The sequence below is a fragment of the Achromobacter sp. 1011791174 genome (assembly GCF_059760925.1).
The window spans coordinates 15,568-34,838 of sequence record NZ_JCBANH010000025.1; the positions used below are offsets into that span (position 1 = coordinate 15,568).

General features: G+C 66.3%; 16 protein-coding genes. 15 read left to right on the forward strand and 1 reads right to left on the reverse strand.

Features of this window, described 5'->3' with window-relative positions:
• Positions 1-171: 171 nt before the first annotated feature.
• Positions 172-3,069 (reverse strand): valine--tRNA ligase, encoded by a 2,898-nt coding sequence (locus AC6LJ5_RS11475; protein ID WP_498140525.1) that lies wholly within the window; start codon positions 3,067-3,069, stop codon positions 172-174.
• A 508-nt stretch (positions 3,070-3,577) separates the two neighbouring features.
• On the opposite strand from AC6LJ5_RS11475, the gene ndk reads away from it, so the two are divergent.
• The 15 genes from ndk to AC6LJ5_RS11550 all read left to right on the forward strand — a co-directional run bounded on the left by ndk (position 3,578) and on the right by AC6LJ5_RS11550 (position 19,235).
• Complete coding sequence (ndk, locus tag AC6LJ5_RS11480) at positions 3,578-4,003, forward strand: nucleoside-diphosphate kinase (protein WP_103275334.1); 426 nt, start codon at positions 3,578-3,580, stop codon at positions 4,001-4,003.
• 43 nt (positions 4,004-4,046) lie between these two features.
• A complete protein-coding gene (gene rlmN / locus AC6LJ5_RS11485) occupies positions 4,047-5,201 on the forward strand; it encodes a dual-specificity RNA methyltransferase RlmN (RefSeq protein ID WP_212312488.1) in 1,155 nt (384 codons plus the stop codon).
• Positions 5,198-5,695 (forward strand): helix-turn-helix domain-containing protein, encoded by a 498-nt coding sequence (locus AC6LJ5_RS11490; protein WP_103275332.1) that lies wholly within the window; start codon positions 5,198-5,200, stop codon positions 5,693-5,695. The genes rlmN and AC6LJ5_RS11490 overlap by 4 nt, the downstream gene beginning before the upstream one ends.
• Positions 5,696-5,709: 14 nt before the next feature.
• Positions 5,710-6,996, forward strand: coding sequence for a flavodoxin-dependent (E)-4-hydroxy-3-methylbut-2-enyl-diphosphate synthase (ispG, locus tag AC6LJ5_RS11495; RefSeq protein ID WP_103275331.1), 1,287 nt, complete (start codon positions 5,710-5,712; stop codon positions 6,994-6,996).
• 56 nt (positions 6,997-7,052) lie between these two features.
• Positions 7,053-8,339 carry a histidine--tRNA ligase gene (gene hisS / locus AC6LJ5_RS11500; RefSeq protein WP_498140526.1) on the forward strand — a complete coding sequence of 429 codons (1,287 nt, stop codon included), beginning with the start codon at positions 7,053-7,055 and terminating at the stop codon, positions 8,337-8,339.
• A gap of 3 nt (positions 8,340-8,342) precedes the next feature.
• Entirely contained in the window at positions 8,343-8,981 is a 639-nt protein-coding gene (locus AC6LJ5_RS11505; RefSeq protein WP_103275330.1) for a YfgM family protein, read from the forward strand.
• Between the two features lie 5 nt (positions 8,982-8,986).
• Positions 8,987-10,147 carry an outer membrane protein assembly factor BamB gene (gene bamB / locus AC6LJ5_RS11510; RefSeq protein ID WP_103275329.1) on the forward strand — a complete coding sequence of 387 codons (1,161 nt, stop codon included), beginning with the start codon at positions 8,987-8,989 and terminating at the stop codon, positions 10,145-10,147.
• Positions 10,148-10,172: 25 nt separating this feature from the next.
• Positions 10,173-11,522: a ribosome biogenesis GTPase Der gene (gene der, locus AC6LJ5_RS11515; RefSeq protein ID WP_103275328.1), complete on the forward strand. Its 1,350-nt coding sequence runs from the start codon at positions 10,173-10,175 to the stop codon at positions 11,520-11,522.
• 4 nt (positions 11,523-11,526) lie between these two features.
• Positions 11,527-12,603, forward strand: a complete 1,077-nt coding sequence (gene hisC / locus AC6LJ5_RS11520) for a histidinol-phosphate transaminase (protein ID WP_498140527.1) — start codon at positions 11,527-11,529, stop codon at positions 12,601-12,603.
• A gap of 165 nt (positions 12,604-12,768) precedes the next feature.
• Positions 12,769-13,005: an RNA chaperone Hfq gene (gene hfq, locus AC6LJ5_RS11525; RefSeq protein WP_006218585.1), complete on the forward strand. Its 237-nt coding sequence runs from the start codon at positions 12,769-12,771 to the stop codon at positions 13,003-13,005.
• A gap of 150 nt (positions 13,006-13,155) precedes the next feature.
• Positions 13,156-14,262, forward strand: coding sequence for a GTPase HflX (hflX, locus tag AC6LJ5_RS11530; RefSeq protein ID WP_103275326.1), 1,107 nt, complete (start codon positions 13,156-13,158; stop codon positions 14,260-14,262).
• Positions 14,228-15,532: an FtsH protease activity modulator HflK gene (gene hflK, locus AC6LJ5_RS11535; RefSeq protein ID WP_103275325.1), complete on the forward strand. Its 1,305-nt coding sequence runs from the start codon at positions 14,228-14,230 to the stop codon at positions 15,530-15,532. Before hflX ends, hflK begins: the two co-directional genes overlap by 35 nt.
• A gap of 18 nt (positions 15,533-15,550) precedes the next feature.
• On the forward strand, positions 15,551-16,450 hold the full coding sequence (gene hflC / locus AC6LJ5_RS11540) for a protease modulator HflC (protein WP_103275324.1): 900 nt from the start codon (positions 15,551-15,553) through the stop codon (positions 16,448-16,450).
• Positions 16,451-16,705: 255 nt separating this feature from the next.
• Positions 16,706-17,863: an ATP phosphoribosyltransferase regulatory subunit gene (locus AC6LJ5_RS11545; RefSeq protein ID WP_103275323.1), complete on the forward strand. Its 1,158-nt coding sequence runs from the start codon at positions 16,706-16,708 to the stop codon at positions 17,861-17,863.
• 76 nt (positions 17,864-17,939) lie between these two features.
• The gene (locus AC6LJ5_RS11550; protein WP_199770891.1) at positions 17,940-19,235 is read left to right on the forward strand and encodes an adenylosuccinate synthase; all 1,296 of its coding nucleotides are present in this window, start codon (positions 17,940-17,942) and stop codon (positions 19,233-19,235) included.
• Positions 19,236-19,271 lie beyond the last annotated feature (36 nt).

Here is a 19,271-nt window from a genome sequence, read left to right on the forward strand (position 1 = left end):
TGCCTGGCGCGCTGCGCGGTGCATTCATGGCGGGGCCGGGCGCCGGCACGAACCCGCCAAAAATGCGGACAGTCAAGAGCGGCCAGTAAAGAACGGTCGATAAAAAGAACGGTCGATAAAAAACCCCGGACCTGCGTCCGGGGTTTTTGCCATCAGGGCCTCGCGCGACGATCAGGCGCCCAGCTTGGCGCGCTGTTCCTGCACCTTGCGCAGCGTTTCGCCGAATTGCGCGACGCGGGCCTTTTCCTGCTCGACGACCGCGGCGGGGGCGCGTTCGACGAAGCTGGCGTTGGACAGCTTGCCGTTGGCCTTGTTGATCTCGCCTTCCAGGCGGGCGATTTCCTTGTCCAGGCGCACGCGTTCGGCGGCGACGTCGATCTCCACGTGCAGCATCAGGCGGCTGGCGCCGACCACCTGCACCGGCGCGCCGGCATCGGGCAGGGCATCCAGCACATCGACCTGGCTCAGCTTGGCCAGCGCGGCCAGGTAGGGCGCGTTGCGCTTGAGCATGTTCCGGTCTTCGCCCTGGGCGCACAGCGGCACCTTCTGGGCCGGCGACAGGCTCATCTCGCCGCGCAGCGCGCGCACGGCCTCGACCTGGGCCTTGAGTTCGGCCACGTCGGCTTCCGCCGCCGCGTCCTGGGCGGCGGGGTTGGCGACCGGGAAGGGCTGCACGCTGACGCTGCCGGGCACGCCGGCCTGACGCTTGCCGGCCACCACCGAGACTGTCTGCCACAGTTCCTCGGTGATGAAGGGGATGATGGGGTGCGCCAGGCGCAGCACCGCTTCCAGCACGCGGATCAGCGTGCGGCGCGTGCCCAGCTGCTGAGCGGGCGTGCCGGTCTGGATCTGGACCTTGGCCAGCTCCAGGTACCAGTCGCAGTATTCGTCCCATACGTAGCGGTACAGCGCGTTGGCGACGTTGTCGAAGCGGTAGTCGGCGAAGCCGCGCGCCACGTCGGCTTCCAGCGTCTGCAGCTGGCTGATGATCCAGCGGTCGACGAACGAGGTCTCGCCGGCGTCCGAACCCGTCAGGTCATGCCCCTCGGTGTTCATCAGCACGAAGCGGGTGGCGTTCCAGAGCTTGTTGCAGAAGTTGCGGTAGCCCTCGCAGCGCTTCAGGTCGAAGTTGATGTTGCGGCCCAGCGTGGCATAGGCGGCCATGGTGAAGCGCAGCGCGTCGGTGCCGAAGGCGGGGATGCCGTCCGGGTACTGGCGGCGCGTGGCCTTCTCGATGGAGCCGGCCTGCTTGGGGTTCATCAGGCCGTAGGTGCGCTTGGCCACCAGCCCATCCAGGTCGATGCCGTCGATCAGGTCCACGGGGTCCAGCGTGTTGCCCTTGGATTTGCTCATCTTCTGGCCGTCCGCGTCGCGGATCAGGCCGTGCACGTAGACGTGCTTGAACGGGATCTGGCCGGTCATGTGCGTGGTCAGCATGACCATGCGGGCGACCCAGAAGAAGATGATGTCGAAGCCCGTGACCAGCACGCTGGACGGCAGGTAGCGCTGCAGGTCCGGCGTGTTCTCGGGCCAGCCCAGCGTGGTGAAGGGCACCAGGCCGGACGAGAACCAGGTATCGAGCACGTCGGGGTCGCGCGTCAGCGGTCCCGTCACGCCGGCGGCGCGGGCCTGTTCGATGGCTTCGGCCTCGTTGTGGGCGACGAACACCTGGCCGTCTTCCGAGTACCAGGCGGGGATCTGGTGGCCCCACCACAGCTGGCGCGAGATGCACCAGTCCTGGATGTTGTTGAGCCACTGGTTGTAGATGGTGGTCCAGTTGTCGGGGTAGAACTGGATGCGGCCGTCGGCCACGACTTCCAGCGCCACCTGGGTGATGCTCTTGCCCGGGTTCAGCGTGCCTTCGGGCGCCGGCTTGCTCATGGCGACGAACCACTGGTCGGTCAGCATGGGTTCCAGCACCACGCCGGTGCGGTCGCCCTTGGGCTGCATCATCTTGTGCGGCTCGACCTTGACCAGGAACTGCTCGGCTTCCAGCTGGGCGACCACTGCCTTGCGGGCCTCGTAGCGCTCCATGCCCTGGAATTGCTTGGGGCCGTTCTCGTTGATGTGGGCGTCCAGCGTGAAGATCACGATCATGGGCAGATCGTGGCGCAGCGCGCAGGCGTAGTCGTTGAAGTCGTGCGCGCCGGTGATCTTGACGCAGCCGGTGCCGAATTCGGGGTCGACGAAATCGTCGGCGATGATGGGGATGTTGCGGTCGCACAGCGGCAGCTCGACCAGCTTGCCGACCAGGTGCTTGTAGCGCGGGTCTTCCGGATGCACGCAGAGCGCGCCGTCGGCCAGCATGGTCTCGGGGCGCGTGGTGGCGATGGTCAGGCCGCGCAGCGTGACGCTCTGGCCGTCCTTGTCGGTGATGGTCTGCGGGCCGTCGACGAAGGGGTAGAGGATGTGCCACATGTGGCCGTCGGTTTCCTCGGACACCACTTCCAGGTCGGACACGGCCGTCAGCAGCTTGGGATCCCAGTTGACCAGGCGCTTGCCGCGGTAGATCAGGCCCTGTTTATGCAGGCGCACGAAGGTCTCGACCACGCCGCGCGACATGCGCTCGTCCATGGTGAAGTACTCGCGCGGCCAGTCGGCGGATGCGCCCAGGCGGCGGACCTGTCCGGTGATCGTGCTGCCGGACTTTTCCTTCCATTCCCAGACTTTTTCGACGAACTTCTCGCGGCCCAGGTCGTGGCGCGAAACCTTTTGGGCGTCGAGCTGTCTTTCAACGACGATCTGCGTGGCGATGCCGGCATGGTCGGTGCCGGGAATGAACACGGTGTCGTTGCCCGACATGCGGTGGTAGCGGACCAGGCCGTCCATGATGGTCTGGTTGAAGGCATGGCCCATGTGCAGCGTGCCCGTCACGTTGGGCGGCGGGAACTGGATCACATAGGGCGTGGCTTCCGGCCCCGTTTTTACGTGCTGGCCGGCCGTGAAATATCCGCGCTTCTCCCATTCCGCATACCAGCGGGATTCGAGTTCGGCGGGTTCGAAGCTCTTGGAAAGCTCCGGGGATTCGGTGGCGCCAGCGGCGGCGTTCGGGGTTGCGGCTTGGGTCATTGCAGGGTTCCGGCAGACAGGTGGCCCGGTCGATGGAGGCGGGCAGCAAACCGATCATTTTAAGATGTAATGCGGTCTTCTCGCCGTGTTAGAATACCGGGTTACTGTAAACCTTTTGGAAGTCCCTGAATTCATTGAGGATTCATTGAAAAAGTTCATATTGAAACTTCAATGAAAACGCGGTGAGATTTCAGAACATGCCGTCCAGCGCGTCCGTTGGGCATTGCCGGACCATTACTTCGGCAGGGCCGCGGGCCGGCGGATTCCCTCAGACGGAATGCCGGCGGCCTGGCGGGATATCGGCGCAGGCCGGCATGGGATGGACATAGGTGGGCAGTGTCGAATCCTGCCTCGGCCGTGTGGTACGGGCCGGCCTGGAACGGTGATGCGTTCCGGACCGCTTGCGCGCAGGCAGCGCGACGGCGCCTGAAGGGTGAAACCGACAGGCGCGGAACCACGCCGGGCAATTAATCAGAAACCAGTCAGAAACCAGTTTTCGGAGTTCTCCATGTCCATCCAACGCACCCTCTCGATCATCAAGCCCGACGCCGTCGCCAAGAACGTCATCGGCCAGATCGTCGCCCGCTTCGAGCAAGCCGGCCTGAAGGTCATCGCCGCCCGCCTGCAACAGCTGTCGCGCGCCGATGCCGAGCGCTTCTACGCCGTGCACAAAGAACGCCCCTTCTTCAAGGACCTGGTCGACTTCATGGTCTCGGGCCCCGTGTTCGTGCAAGTGCTGGAAGGCGAAGAAGCCATCCAGAAGAACCGTGACCTGATGGGCGCCACCGACCCCAAGAAGGCCGCCCCGGGCACCATCCGCGCCGATTTCGCCGACAGCATCGACGCCAACGCCGTGCACGGCTCCGACGCTCCGGAAACGGCCGCTGTCGAAGTCGCCTTCTTCTTCCCCGAAATCAACATCCACAGCCGTTGATTCTCGCGGAAACGCCGTAATCGTTTTTTAGCTTTGCCAGGTCATGGAATCCGTCGAACGAATCAATCTGCTGGGGCTTGATGGCGCCGCCCTGTCCGAACTCGTCGGGCAATGGGGGGGCAAGCCGTTTCGCGCCCGCCAGCTGCAGCGCTGGATGCACCAGCGCGGCGCCGATTCGTTCGACGCCATGACCGACCTGGCCCGCGAGTTCCGGGGCCAGTTGGCCGAGCGCTGCCGCATCGAGGCCCTGCCGGTCAATACCGAGCAGCGTTCGTCCGACGGCACGCGCAAGTGGCTGTTCGACGTGGGGCAGGGCAACGCCATCGAGACGGTCTTCATCCCCGAAGACGATCGCGGCACGCTGTGCATCTCCAGCCAGGCCGGCTGTGTGGTGAACTGCCGTTTCTGCTCGACCGGACACCAGGGCTTCAACCGCAACCTGAAGACCAGCGAGATCATCGGCCAGCTGTGGTGGGCCAAGCGTGTGCTCGAGGCCGATATCGGCACGGCGCGCCTGGAAAGCGCCAAGGCATCCGAAGACACCCGCGTGGTCAGCAACGTCGTCATGATGGGCATGGGCGAGCCTCTGCTCAACTACGACCAGGTCCTGCCGGCGCTGCGCCTCATGTTGGACGACAACGCCTACGGCCTGTCGCGCCGCCGCGTCACCGTGTCGACCTCGGGCGTGGTTCCCATGATGGACCGCCTGTCGCAGGACTGTCCGGTGGCGCTGGCCGTGTCGCTGCACGCGCCCAACGACGCGCTGCGCGACGAACTCGTGCCGCTGAACAAGAAATACCCGTTGAAGGAGCTGCTGGCCGCTTGCGAGCGCTATCTGGCGCATGCGCCGCGCGACTTCATCACTTTTGAATACTGCATGCTGGACGGCATCAATGACACCGACCAGCACGCCAAGGAATTGATCCAGCTTGCACGACTGGTGCGCTGCAAGCTCAACCTGATCCCGTTCAACCCTTTCCCCGAGTCGGGCCTGAAGCGCTCGCCTTCGGCGCGTGTGAAAGTCTTCGCGCAGCGCCTGATGGACGCGGGCATCGTCACGACGGTGCGCAAGACACGGGGAGACGACATTGATGCCGCTTGCGGCCAACTGGCCGGGGAAGTGCGCGACCGCACCCGGATCACCGAGCGCAACGCCGCACAGCGCCAGACCATACCAATTAAACAGGTGCATGCATGACGCAGGAATTGGCTTCCGCAGCGGTGTCCGAGACGTCCGCGGCCGGTACTGGAAAGATCGGCTCGGCGCTGCGCGCGCTGCGCGAATCCAAGGGCTGGTCGGTGGACGAAGTGTCCAGCCGGATCAAGTTCTCCGCCCGTCAGATCGAAGCCCTTGAAAACGAGCAATGGGCCGACCTGCCCTCGGGCGTGTCGCTGCGCGGCCTGATCCGCAACTATGCGCGTCTGCTTGGCGCGGACTCGCAGGCCATCGTCGAGTCGCTCGATCCCAAGGAACGCGTCACCGGGCCGGTCAAGCTCAGCCCGGGCGCGCTGCATTCCGCGCATTCCATTCCCCAGTCCGGGGCCGACGACGAGCGTTCCTCGTCGGCGTCCTGGGGCTGGCTGATCGCCATCGTGCTGGTGCTGGCCGCCGGCGTGGCCTATGCGTTCTGGCAGGGCTGGCTGCCCCAGCATTGGCTGGCGTTCGACTGGCTCCCCAAGCTGTCCAAGTAAACCCGGTTTCCCCGATGCAAGAATCCTCTCTGCCTTGCCAGGATGCGCCGCCTCCCGATGTGGGAGCCGCGCCGCGCCGCGCCACGCGTTCAGTGGACGTGAAGTGGGGCGAGCGCGTGGTGACGATCGGCGGCAGCGCGCCGGTGGTGGTCCAGTCCATGACCAATACCGACACCGCCGACGCCATCGCCACCGCGATCCAGGTCAAGGAACTGGCGCTGGCCGGTTCCGAAATGGTGCGGATCACGGTCAACACGCCGGAAGCCGCCCGTGAAGTCGCGGCCATCCGAGAGCAGCTCGACCGCATGGGCGTGGACGTGCCGCTGGTGGGCGACTTCCACTACAACGGCCACAAGCTGCTGACGCAGTTCCCGGAATGCGCGCAGGCCCTGTCCAAGTACCGGATCAATCCGGGCAACATGGGTGGCGGCAAGCGCCGCGACGACAATTTCGCGCAGATGATCGAGGTTGCCTGCCGCTACGACAAGCCGGTGCGCATCGGCGTGAACTGGGGCAGCCTGGACCACGAGCTGATGGCCCGCAAGATGGACGAGAACAACCAGCGCGCGGTGCCCTGGGAGGCTCAGGCGGTGATGCGCGACGCGCTGGTCGTGTCCGCCATCAGCAATGCGCAGCGCGCGGAAGAGCTGGGCCTGCGCCGCGATGCCATCATCCTGTCTTGCAAGGTCAGCCATGTGCAGGACCTGATCGCCGTCTATCGTGATCTGTCCGCCCGTTGCGACTATCCGCTGCACCTGGGCCTGACCGAGGCCGGCATGGGCAGCAAGGGCATCGTGGCCTCGACGGCGGCGCTGGCCGTGCTGTTGCAGCAGGGCATTGGCGACACCATCCGCATTTCGCTGACGCCCGAGCCGGGCGGCGACCGCAGCCGCGAGGCCGTGGTGGCGCAGGAAATCCTGCAGACCATGGGCCTGCGCGCGTTCACGCCGCTGGTGGTGGCCTGCCCGGGTTGCGGCCGCACCAGCAGCACGTTCTTCCAGGAGCTGGCCGACAGCATCCAGTCCTATCTGCGACGGCAGATGCCTCTGTGGCGCACGCAGTATCCGGGCGTCGAGAACATGAACGTCGCGGTCATGGGCTGTGTGGTCAACGGGCCGGGCGAAAGCCGGCACGCGGACATCGGCATCAGCCTGCCGGGCACGGGTGAAGTGCCCGCAGCGCCGGTGTTCGTGGACGGCGAGCGCACGGTCACGCTCAAGGGTGATCACATCGCCGAAGAGTTCCAGGCCATTGTCGAAGACTACGTTGCGCGCCGTTACGGCGCGCACGCCTCTCACTAAAAGTAAGGGTAGGGTCGTTGCGTGCGCCGGCAGGCGCGCGGGACGGCATGATCAAGATGACTCAAGCTTTCCAGAAAGTGGCCGCGATACGCGGCATGAATGACCTGTTGCCGGGGGCCAGCGCCCGCTGGGAACAATTCGAGGAAATCGTGCGCGGCTGGCTGCGCGGCTACGGCTATCGCAACGTGCGCACGCCGGTGCTTGAGCATACGCGCCTGTTCGCGCGCGGCATCGGCGAGGTCACCGACATCGTCGAGAAGGAGATGTACACCTTCACCGACGCGCTCAACGGCGAATCGCTGACCATGCGTCCGGAAATGACGGCCGGCATCGTGCGCGCATCCATCGAGCACAACCTGCTCTACGATCGCCCGCAGCGCGTCTATTCCATCGGCCCCGTGTTCCGCCACGAGCGCCCGCAGCGCGGCCGCTACCGCCAGTTCCACCAGATCGACGTCGAAGCGCTGGGCTTCGCCGGTCCCGACGTGGACGCTGAACTCATCGTCATGCTGGCCCGCCTGTGGAAGCTGCTGGGCCTGACCGACGTGCGGCTCGAATTGAATTCGCTGGGCCAGCCGGCCGAGCGCGCCGCGCACCGCGCCGCGTTGATCGAGCACCTGGAAAAGCACCGCGACATCCTCGACGAGGATGGCCAGCGCCGCATGTACACCAATCCGCTGCGCGTGCTGGACACCAAGAATCCCGCCATGCAGGAAATGGCCGACAGCGCGCCGCGCCTGTTCGATTTCCTGGGCGAGGAATCGCGCGCGCACTTCGACGGCGTGTGCCAGCGCCTGGCCGATGCCGGCATCGAATACCGCCTGAACCCGCGCCTGGTGCGCGGGCTGGACTACTACAACCTGACCGTGTTCGAGTGGGTGACCGATCGCCTGGGCTCTCAGGGCACGGTGTGCGGCGGCGGCCGCTACGACGGCCTGATCGAGCTGCTGGGCGGCAAGCCGGCGCCCGCCGTGGGCTTCGCCATCGGCATGGAACGCCTGCTGGACCTGTGGGAGCAGAGCGTCGAGGTCCAGGCCGAGCCCGAGTGCGAGGTATACGTGGTGCACCAGGGCGAGCAGGCTCAGCGCCTGGCCGCGCAGGTTGGCGAGGACCTGCGCGACGCCGGTCTGTCGGTGATCGTGCACGCGGGCGCGGCCAGCTTCAAATCCCAATTCAAGCGCGCCGACGGCAGCGGCGCGCGGGTTGCGGTTATTCTTGGCGCCGACGAAGTGGCCGCGCGGACCGCCAGCGTCAAGTTCCTGCGGGCCGACGCGCAAGGCGAGGCCGAGCAGCGGCAGGTTGCCCTGGCGGAGTTGGCCAGCGTATTGAAGAACAAGGGTTAAGGCATGGCATACGATCTCGAAGAACAGGAAAAACTCGACGCAATCAAGGCCTGGTGGGCCCGCTACGGCACGGTGGTCATCTCGCTGGTGGCCGCCGTGGCCCTGGCCTGGGGCGGCTGGTGGAGCTGGAAGGCCTATGAGTCGCATCGCGCGAACCAGGCCATGAGCTACTTCGAGGCGCTTGAGGACGCGGCGCGCCTGGGCACCGCCGATTCGGTCGTGCGCATCAAGACCGCCGCCGCCACGCTGCGCGAGCAGTACGGCTCCACCGGCTACGCCGCCCGCGGCGCGCTGGTGGCGGCCCAGGCCCTGCTGATCCAGAAGGATACGGACGGCGCGCGCGAGCAGCTCGAATGGCTGGCCGCCCAGAACAAGAACCCGTCCATGCAATCCGTCGCGCGCCTGCGCCTGGCGGGTCTGCTGCTTGACCAGAAGCAATACGATGCCGCGCTGACGCAGCTGAACAGCCCGCCGCCCGCGTTCGCGGCCTTGTTCGCCGACCGCCGTGGCGATATCCTCGCTGCCCAGGGCAAGCGCGACGAGGCGCGGGCCGCATGGCAAAGCGCCATCGATGGCCTGGGAACCGCGAATCCGCTGACCCAAGTCGTGCAATTGAAACTGGATGCCCTGAGCGGAGCCTGACTGTAATGCGTAAATTTGCCACTGGCCGTGCCCTGCGCGGCGCCGTATGCCTGACGGGCCTGCTGGTCCTGGGCGGTTGCGGCATGTTTTCCCGGGACGACGGCCGTTACGACCCGGCGCCCCTGACCGAGTACAAGGCCGGCATGTCGGTGCGTCAGGTCTGGTCCGTTTCGGTGGGCAGCGGCTCGGGCCTGGGCTTCGCGCCCGCCGTCGTCAACGACGCCGTCTATGCCGCCACGCCCGACGGCTCGGTCGGCAAGTTCGACCTGCAAAGCGGCCGCCAGATCTGGAAGGTCCGCGCCGAGACCAAGCAGCTCTCCGCCGGCGTCGGCAGCGACGGCACGACCACGGCCGTGGCTTCGCCCGACGGCGACGTGATCGCCTTCGACGATACCGGCAAGGTCAAGTGGAAGGCCCGCGCCACCAGCGACGTGACGATTCCGCCCGTGGTGGGCTACGGCATCGTCGTGGTGCGCAGCGGCGACTATCGCATCCAGGCCTTTGACGCCAACAGCGGCGACCGCCTCTGGAGCGTGCAGCGGCCCGGCCCGGCCCTGGCTCTGCGCAGCGCCGCCCAGATGGTGCTGGCCGAGGGGCTGGTCATCACCGGCCTGCCCGGCGGCAAGCTCATGGCCATCGCCTCCGACAGCGGCAACGTCCAGTGGGAAGGCACCGTGGCCACGCCGCGCGGCGCCAGCGACCTGGAACGCCTGACCGACGTGGTGGGCTCGCCCCGCATCGCCGGCAACCTGCTTTGCGCGGTTGCCTACCAAGGGCGTATCGTATGCTTTGACGTGACGGCCGGCGGCCGTCCGATCTGGGCCAAGGACTTCTCCAGCGTCAGCGGCATGAGCCTGGATGAGCGCTTCGCCTACGCGTCCGACCAGAACAGCGTGGTCAGCGCCTTCGCGCTGGACAATGGCGGCAACGTCTGGAAGCAGGCCGCGCTGAAGAACCGCCAGCTGACCGCGCCGGCCCTGCTCGGCGGCGCGCTCGCCGTCGGCGACCTGGACGGTTACGTGCACTTCCTGTCGCGCAGCGACGGCAGCCTGATGGCGCGCCTGTCGGTGGGCGGCGGAGCGATCGTCTCGCCGCCGCAGACCACGTCGCAAGGCGTGCTGATCCAGACGGGCAATGGCAACCTTGCCCTGATCGGCTCCAACTGAAACCCATAGAACAAAAGCCCTTACCGTGTCTTTCAAGCCTGTCGTCGCCCTGGTCGGCCGCCCCAATGTGGGGAAGTCGACCCTTTTCAACCGCCTGACGCGATCGCGCGCCGCGCTGGTGGCCGATTATTCCGGCCTGACCCGCGATCGCCACTATGGCGAGGGCAGGGTGGGCGAGATCCCGTTCATCGCGATCGACACGGGCGGCTTCGAGCCGGTGGCCAAGGACGGCATCCTGCTGGAAATGGCGCGCCAGACCCGGCAGGCCATCGCCGAGGCCGACGTGGTCGTGTTCCTGGTGGACGCGCGAGCCGGCCTCAACGCCCATGACCACGAGATCGCCCAGCTGCTGCGCAAATCCGGCCAGCAGCGCGTGCTGCTGGCGGTCAACAAGGCCGAGGGCATGGGATCCGGCGCCGCCGTGGCCGAGTTCCACGAACTGGGCCTGGGCCAGCCGTATGCGATTTCGGCAGCGCACGGCGATGGCATCGTCGACCTGATCGAGCTGGCGCTGAAGGACCTGGCGCCGCCGGTCGAGGAAGAGCCCGTCGAGGAAGGCCCGCACGATCACCGCATCAAGCTGGCCATCGTCGGCCGTCCCAACGTCGGCAAGTCCACGCTCATCAACACGCTGATGGGCGAAGAGCGCGTCATCGCGTTCGACATGCCGGGCACCACGCGCGACGCCATCGAAATCGACTTCGAGCGCGACGGCCGCCGCTACACGCTGATCGACACGGCCGGCCTGCGCAAGCGCGGCAAGGTGTTCGAGGCGGTCGAGAAGTTCTCGGTCATCAAGACCCTGCAGGCCATCGAGGCCAGCAACGTGGTCCTGCTGATGCTGGACGCGCAGACCGAAATCTCCGAGCAGGACGCCCACATCGCGGGCTTCGTGCTGGAGACGGGCCGCGCGGTGGTGGTCGCCATCAACAAATGGGATGGCCTGGACGCCGACCAGAAGGAACGCATCGAGCGCGAGTTCCAGCGCAAGCTGCGCTTCCTGTCCTTCGCCCGTATGCACACGATTTCGGCGTTGCGTGCACAGGGCATGCGGCCGCTGCTCAAGTCCATCAACGCCGCCCACAGCGCCGCCTTCGCCAAGCTGTCCACGCCCAAGCTCACCCGCGAGCTGCAGGCCGCGGTCGAGCAGCAGCCGCCGCCCCGCAAGGGCATCTTCCGCCCCAAGATGCGCTACGCGCACCAGGGCGGCCAGAACCCGCCGCTGGTCGTCATCCACGGCAACGCGCTGGATGCGGTGCCGGATTCCTACCGGCGCTACCTGGAAACGCGTTTCCGCAACGCCTTCGACCTGGCCGGCACGCCGCTGCGGATCGAATTCAAGTCATCGCACAATCCTTACGCGCAGGAAGATTGACCCCATGAGCAGATTCTGGAGCCCCGTGGTGGGGACGTTGAGCCCCTACGTGCCGGGCGAGCAGCCCAAGCTTCGGAATCTGGTCAAGCTCAATACCAACGAGCATCCCTACGGGCCGTCGCCCAGGGTGCTCGAGGCCATACGCGGCGCCTGCGACGATACGCTCAAGCTCTACCCGGATCCGTCTTCCGACAGCCTGCGCCAGGCCATCGCCGACAACTGCGGCGTGCGCCCGGAGCAGGTCTTCGTGGGCAATGGCTCCGACGAGGTGCTGGCGCACGTGTTCCTGGCGCTGCTCAAGCATCCGCGTCCGCTGCGCTTTCCCGACATTAGCTACAGCTTCTATCCGGTCTACTGCGGCTTGTACGGCATCGACCATGAAACGGTGCCGCTGACCGACGATTTCCGCATCGATCCGGAAGACTACCTGCCAGGCCGCAATGGGCCGGCGGGCGCCATCATCTTCCCCAATCCGAACGCGCCCACGGGCCGGGCGCTGGCCGTGGGCGACATCGAGCGCATCGCGGCCGGCAATCCCGACGCGGTTGTGGTGGTGGACGAGGCCTATGTCGATTTCGGCGGCGAATCGGCCATTCCGTTGATCGCGCGGCACGACAATGTGCTGGTGGTCCAGACCCTGTCCAAGTCGCGTTCGCTGGCGGGGTTGCGGGTGGGTTTCGCCGTCGGCAGTCGCGAGCTGATCGACGGGCTGGAGCGGGTCAAGAATAGTTTCAATTCCTACCCCATCGACCGGCTGGCCTCGGCCGGCGCGATCGCCGCGCTGCAGGACCGCGAGTACTTCGAGCGCACGCGCCAGGCGGTGATCAAGACCCGCCAGGACATGGCGCAGGGGCTCGGCGCGCTGGGATTCGACGTGCTGCCTTCGGCGGCGAACTTCGTCTTCGCCCGCCACCCGGGCCACGACGCGGCGGCGCTGGCCGCCGCGCTGCGCGAGCGCGGCATCATCGTGCGCCATTTCCGGCAGCCGCGCATCGAACAATTCCTGCGCATCACCGTCGGCACGGACGAGCAGACGGGGCTGTTGCTGGCCGCGCTGGCGGACATCCTGAACGCCCGCTGATGGCCTCGCCAAGGATGTTTTTCCGGCCGGAAATCTCTTGTGCCACTTTGTGCGTGGCGCAAGTAGCACGGGCCGGGAAAACCCTGTAGAGTACGTATTTCGGTGCGCGCGACCAACATTTTCAGCGCGCCGCCACTTAAATAACAAACAAATGGAGCCTGGCCAATGAGCAATAAAGGGCAAACTCTGCAAGATCCGTTCCTGAACACGCTGCGCAAGGACCATGTGCCCGTGTCGATCTACCTGGTGAACGGCATCAAGCTTCAAGGGCAAATCGAATCCTTCGACCAGTATGTGGTGCTGCTGCGCAATACGGTCACCCAAATGGTTTACAAGCACGCCATTTCCACCGTGGTCCCGGCCCGCGCCGTGAATTTCCAGGTGGAAGTCCCCGCTGAATAAACCTGCTCCGGCCGCTTTACCTTTTATTGCCCGCCTGACGGTCCACGTCGGCGGGCATTTTCGTCGCCAGGACGAAATTCCCGTTTCAGGGGAATACAGGCGCCCGCTGTCGCGCCCTGGTTTGATTTCGGGCTTCAAAATGGTGCATGTATGCGCGCACTGATCATCAGCGTCGACCTCGGGGACCCGGATTTCCTTGCCCATGCCGAGGAATTCGCCATGCTGGCCAAGGGCGCCGGCGCCGAAATCGTCGGCACGCTGACGGCGCGGCGCGACCGCCCCGACGCCAAGTTCTTCATCGGCTCGGGCAAGGCGGACGAGGGCGTGGGCATGGCCCAGGCCCTGCTGGCCGACATCGTGCTGTTCGACCAGCCCCTGTCGCCGGCCCAGCAGCGCAACCTGGAACGGCTGTTCAACCTGCGCGTGGTCGACCGGGTCGCGTTGATCCTGGATATCTTCGCGCTGCGCGCCAAGAGCCACGAAGGCAAGCTGCAGGTCGAGCTGGCCCAGCTGCAGCATCTGGCCACGCGCCTGACGCGCATGTGGAGCCACCTGGAGCGTCAGCGCGGCGGCATCGGCATGCGCGGTCCTGGCGAATCGCAGCTGGAAATGGACCGCCGCATGATCGGCGCCAAGGTCAAGGTGCTGCGCGAGCGCCTGGACAAGGTCGAGCGCCAGCGCGTCACGCAGCGCCGCGCCCGGGCCCGGGGCGGCGCGCTGTCGGTGTCGCTGGTGGGCTATACCAACGCCGGCAAGTCCACGCTGTTCAACGCACTGACCCGCGCCGACAGCTACGCGGCCGACCAGCTGTTCGCCACGCTGGACACCACCACGCGGCGGATCTGGATCGAAGGCGCAGGCTCGGTCGTGGTGTCCGACACGGTGGGCTTCATCCGCGACCTGCCGCACGGCCTGATCGCCGCGTTCCGCGCCACGCTGGAGGAAACCGTGCACGCGGACCTGCTGCTGCACGTGGTGGACGCGGCCAGTCCCCAGCGCGATGAGCAGATATTCGAAGTGAACAAGGTGCTGGCAGAAATCGGCGCCGCCGCCATCCCGACCATTCTTGTATATAACAAGATCGACAGGGCCGGACTGGAGCCGCGAGTGGAGCGCGACGCCCATGGTACGATTGCGCGAGTATTTGTAAGCGCCACCGAGCGCGCCGGTCTGGATGCGTTGCGCGGGGCAATTGCAGAGATCGGACAGATTGTGGGAAACAATGCCTCGAATTTCCAAACTATTCAATCTGAATGACCCCGGCTGGGGTCGTGGCAACAACAACGGCTCCGAGCCGCCGCCCAAGCGGCCGCAAAACGGAGGCGATGGTCCGCCCGACCTGGACGAGGTTTGGCGCGATTTCAATAATCGCATCGGCTCGCTGTTCGGGCGCAAGGGCGGCGGGGGAAACAACCGTCCTGGCAACCGTGGCGGCATGCAGCCGCCTTCGCCGCGCGGCGCCCGCATCGGCCTGGGCGTCATTGCCCTGGTCGCGATCGGCGTCTGGGCGGCCAGCGGCTTCTACATCGTGCAGGAAGGCCAGGTCGCGGTAGTGACCCAGTTTGGCAAATACAAGAGCACATCGCAAGCCGGCTTCCAGTGGCGCCTGCCGTATCCCATCCAGAGCCATGAAACCGTCAACGTGTCGCAGCTGCGCACGTTCGAAGTCGGTTTCCGCGGCGGCGCGCGCAACAAGGTGCTGCCCGAGGCGCTGATGCTCACGACGGACGAGAACATCGTCGATATGCAGTTCGTCGTTCAGTACCGCCTGCGCGCCGACGGCGCGCCCGATTATCTGTTCATGACCCGCGACCCGGACGAGTCCGTGCGCCAGGCCTCCGAGACCGCGATGCGCGAGATCGTCGGCAAGCAGACCATGGACTTCGTGCTGTACGAAGGCCGGACCACCGTGGCCAGTCAGGTTCAGGCGCTGATGCAGCAGATCCTGGATCGCTACCAGACCGGCATCCAGGTCAGCACCGTGGCCATCCAGAACGTGCAGCCGCCCGAGCAGGTGCAGGCCGCGTTCGACGACGCCGTCAAGGCTGGCCAGGACCGCGAGCGCCAGATCAACGAAGGCCAGGCCTACGCCAACCAGGTCGTGCCGCTGGCCAGCGGTCAGGCCTCGCGCATGCAGGAGCAGGCCGAGGGCTACAAGGCCAAGGTGATCGGCGATGCGCAGGGTAATACCGCGCGCTTCACCAGCATCCTGGGCGAATACGAGAAGGCGCCGGCGGTCATGCGCCAGCGCATGTACCTGGAGAGCATGCAGGAGATCTTCACGCGCGCCAGCAAGGTCATGGTCGATACCAAGAGCAACAACAACATGTTGTATCTGCCCCTGGACAAGATCATGCACCTGGCCGCCCAGGACGCCGCCAAGTCCGCCGCTGCCGCCGGCTCGGCTTCGTCCTCGCTGGTCAATCCGCCGTCCCAGCCGCCGCTGCGCAGCGGCGCCGTGCCGGCCGCGCCATCTTCCGGCAGCAGCAATAGCAACACGCTGCCTCGCGACCGTGCGTCGCGTTAATCCGGAGGACCACTGATCATGCAACGTCTCATGCCTATCCTGGTCGGCCTGCTCATCGTGCTGGCCGCCCTTTCTTCCTGCGTCTTCGTGGTGCGCGAGCGTGACTACGCCCTGGTGTTCTCGCTGGGCGAAGTGCGCAAGGTCATCAGCGAACCGGGCCTGTACTTCAAGGCGCCGCCGCCGTTCCAGAACGTGGTGACGCTGGACAAGCGCATCCTGACCATCGAAACCAACGACGCCGAGCGCATCCAGACTTCCGAAAAGAAGAACCTGCTGATCGACTCCTACGTCAAGTGGCGCATCGCGGATCCCCGCCTGTACTACGTGACCTTCGGCGGCAACGAACGCGCCGCGCAGGAACGCCTGCAGGCGCAGATCCGCGACGCGCTGAACGCTTCGGTCAACGTGCGCACCGTGCGTGACGTCGTTTCGTCCGAGCGCGACAAGGTCATGGCCGAAATCCTGACCAACGTGGCCAAGCGCGCCGAGCCGCTGGGCGTGCAGGTCGTCGACGTGCGCCTGCGCCGCATCGAGTTCGCGCCCGAGATCTCCGAGTCGGTGTATCGCCGCATGGAAGCCGAGCGTACCCGCGTGGCCAACGAGCTGCGCTCGATCGGCGCGGCCGAGGGCGAGAAGATCCGCGCCGAAGCCGACCGCCAGCGCGAGGTCATCGTGGCCCAAGCCTATGCCAAGGCGCAGGGCGTCATGGGCGAGGGCGATGCCGCGGCGGCATCGATCTATGCACAGGCCTATGGCAAGAACCCGCAGTTCTACACGTACTACAAGAGCCTGGAAGCCTACCGCGCTTCGTTCTCGAAGCCGGGCGACGTGCTGGTGGTCGACCCCAGCTCCAGCTTCTTCCAGTTCATGAAGGATCCGGGCGCGGCCCTGGCGCCGGTGACCGTGCCGGCCAAGTAAGCCCGCACGGCCCCCGGCCGGCAAAAGCCCCTTGGCTCGCCAAGGGGCTTTTGCTTTGCGGCCCACGCAGATCGGGTCGGGAATCGGGGACGGCTTGAGCCTCGGTCCGGGGCGGCTGGCGCGCGTCGCTGAACCATGTACAATACCGCGTAAGCTAGAAAACATTCCGCAGCGGCTGAGCGGGCTTACGCCCCTCAGCCGCTTTTCGTTTGGGCGACGCCCATGCATCACTAGGCGTTCTTCAGGTAAACACTCATGGGTAACTGGTTGCTGCCCGAGAGCCTCGCCGACGTACTTCCGGCCGAGGCCCGGCGCATCGAGGAACTGCGCCGCGAACTTCTCGATCTGTATCGCACTTACGGTTTCGAGCTGGTCGCGCCGCCCCTGGTCGAATACATCGATTCATTGCTGTCGGGCACCGGCAGCGATCTGGATCTGCGCACCTGCAAGCTGATCGACCAGCTTTCGGGCCGCACGCTGGGCGTGCGGGCGGACATGACCCCGCAAGTGACGCGCATCGACGCCCACCTGCTGAACCGCGCTGGCGTGACCCGCCTGTGCTATTGCGGCAACGTGCTGCACGCTCGCCCGGCGGACCTGCTGTCCAGCCGCGAGCTGCTGCAGATCGGCGCCGAGATCTACGGCCATGCCGGCTTCGAGGCTGACCTGGAAATCATCCAGCTGGTCCTGGAGACCGTCGCCATCGCCGGCGTGCGCAATCCGCGCCTGGACCTCTGTCATCCCGGCGTGCTACGGGCCATCCTGGAATCGGATCCGGTGGCCGAGAGCCTGTCGGAAGCGCTGTTCCCGCTGCTGCGCGAGAAGGACGTGCCCGGCCTGGTCGAACTGGCCAGGCGGGCGCCCGGCCTGCGCGACGAGACGCTCAACGCGCTGCGCCTGCTGCCTAACCTGTACGGCGGGCCCGAGGTGCTGAAGCAGGCGCGCCGCGAACTGCCGCTGTTGCCCGGCGTGGCGGCGGCGCTGGACGCGCTGCAGGCGCTGACCGATGCGATGCCCGACACGGCATTCAGCATCGACCTGGCCGATGTCGGCGGCTATGGCTATCACTCGGGCGTGAAGTTCGCGCTCTACGCTGAAGGCTGGCGCGATGCGCTGGTTTCCGGCGGCCGTTACGACGACGTCAGCCGGGCTTTCGGCCGCGCGCGTCCGGCCACTGGCTTCAGCCTCGATTTACGCAAGCTGGCGGCCGGTCTGCCGCCGGCGGAACGGGCTCGCGCGGTGCGCGCGCCCTGGGGCCAGGAGCCCGCCCTGACCGAGGCGGTGCGCCGCCTGCGCCGGTCGGGGGAAATCGTCGTTCAGGTATTGCCCGGTCACGAGCAGGATCAGGACGAATTCGTTTGCGATCGCGAGCTGGCGCTGCAGGATGGCGCCTGGACGGTCAGAACGCTGTGACTAACCCCCTCTTGGCGACAAGAGGGCCGCGGGGAGATTTCCGGATTTCCCGAGAAACTCGATATTGATTCGTAACATGAGCAAGAACGTAGTCGTGATCGGCACCCAGTGGGGTGACGAGGGCAAGGGCAAGATCGTCGATTGGTTGGCGGAGTCCGTCCAGGGCGTGGTCCGCTTCCAGGGCGGCCACAACGCCGGCCATACGCTGTGGATCAACGGCCAGAAGACGATTCTGCGCCTGATCCCGTCGGGCATCATGCATCCCGGCGTGACCTGCTTCATCGGCAATGGCGTGGTGCTGTCGCCCGAGGCCCTGCTCAAGGAAATCGAAGAGCTCGAGGCCGCCGGCCTGGACGTGCGTTCGCGCCTGCAGATCTCCGAGGTCTGCCCGCTGATCCTGCCGTACCACGTGGCCGTGGACAAGGCGCGCGAAGCGCGCAAGGGTGACGGCAAGATCGGCACCACCGGCCGCGGCATCGGTCCGGCCTACGAAGACAAGGTCGCCCGCCGCGCCATCCGCGTGCAGGACCTGTTCAATCCCTCGCTGTTCGACGAGAAGCTCGCCGAGGTGCTGGATTACCACAACTTCGTGCTGACCAAGTACCTGGGCGCCGAGGCCGTCTCGGCCAACGAAGTGCGCGATCAGGCCATGGCGCTGGCTCCGGCCATCGCCCCCATGGTCAAGGACGTGTCCAGCAACCTGTACGCCATGCAACAGGAAGGCAAGCGCCTGCTGTTCGAAGGCGCGCAGGGCGCGCTGTTGGACGTGGACCACGGCACCTACCCCTACGTCACCAGCAGCAACTGCCTGGCGGGCGCGGCCTCGGCCGGCGCCGGCGTCGGTCCGCAGTCGCTCGACTACGTGCTGGGCATCACCAAGGCCTACACGACCCGCGTGGGCTCGGGTCCGTTCCCGACCGAGCTGGTCGACGAGATCGGCACCCGCCTGGCCACCATCGGCAAGGAATTCGGTTCCGTCACGGGCCGTCCGCGTCGCTGCGGCTGGTTCGACGGCGCCGCGCTCAAGCGCTCGGTGCGCCTGAACGGCATTTCCGGCCTGTGCATCACCAAGCTGGACGTGCTCGACGGCCTGGAAACCATCCAGCTGGGCGTCGGCTACCGCGTCAACGGCGAATTCCGCGACGTGCTGCCCTACGGCGCGCATGCCGTGGCCCAGGCGCAACCGGTGCTGGAAGAGCTGCCGGGCTGGAGCGAATCCACCGTCGGCATCACCGAGTACGACAAGCTGCCGGCCGCCGCCCGCCGCTACCTGGAACGCGTGGCCGAAGTCTGCGGCGTGCCCATCGACCTGGTGTCGACCGGCCCGGACCGCAACGAGACCATCGTCCTGCGTCACCCGCTGAAGGGCTGAACGCCGGCCGGGCCGCGTTGCGGCTCGGCTTCGCGC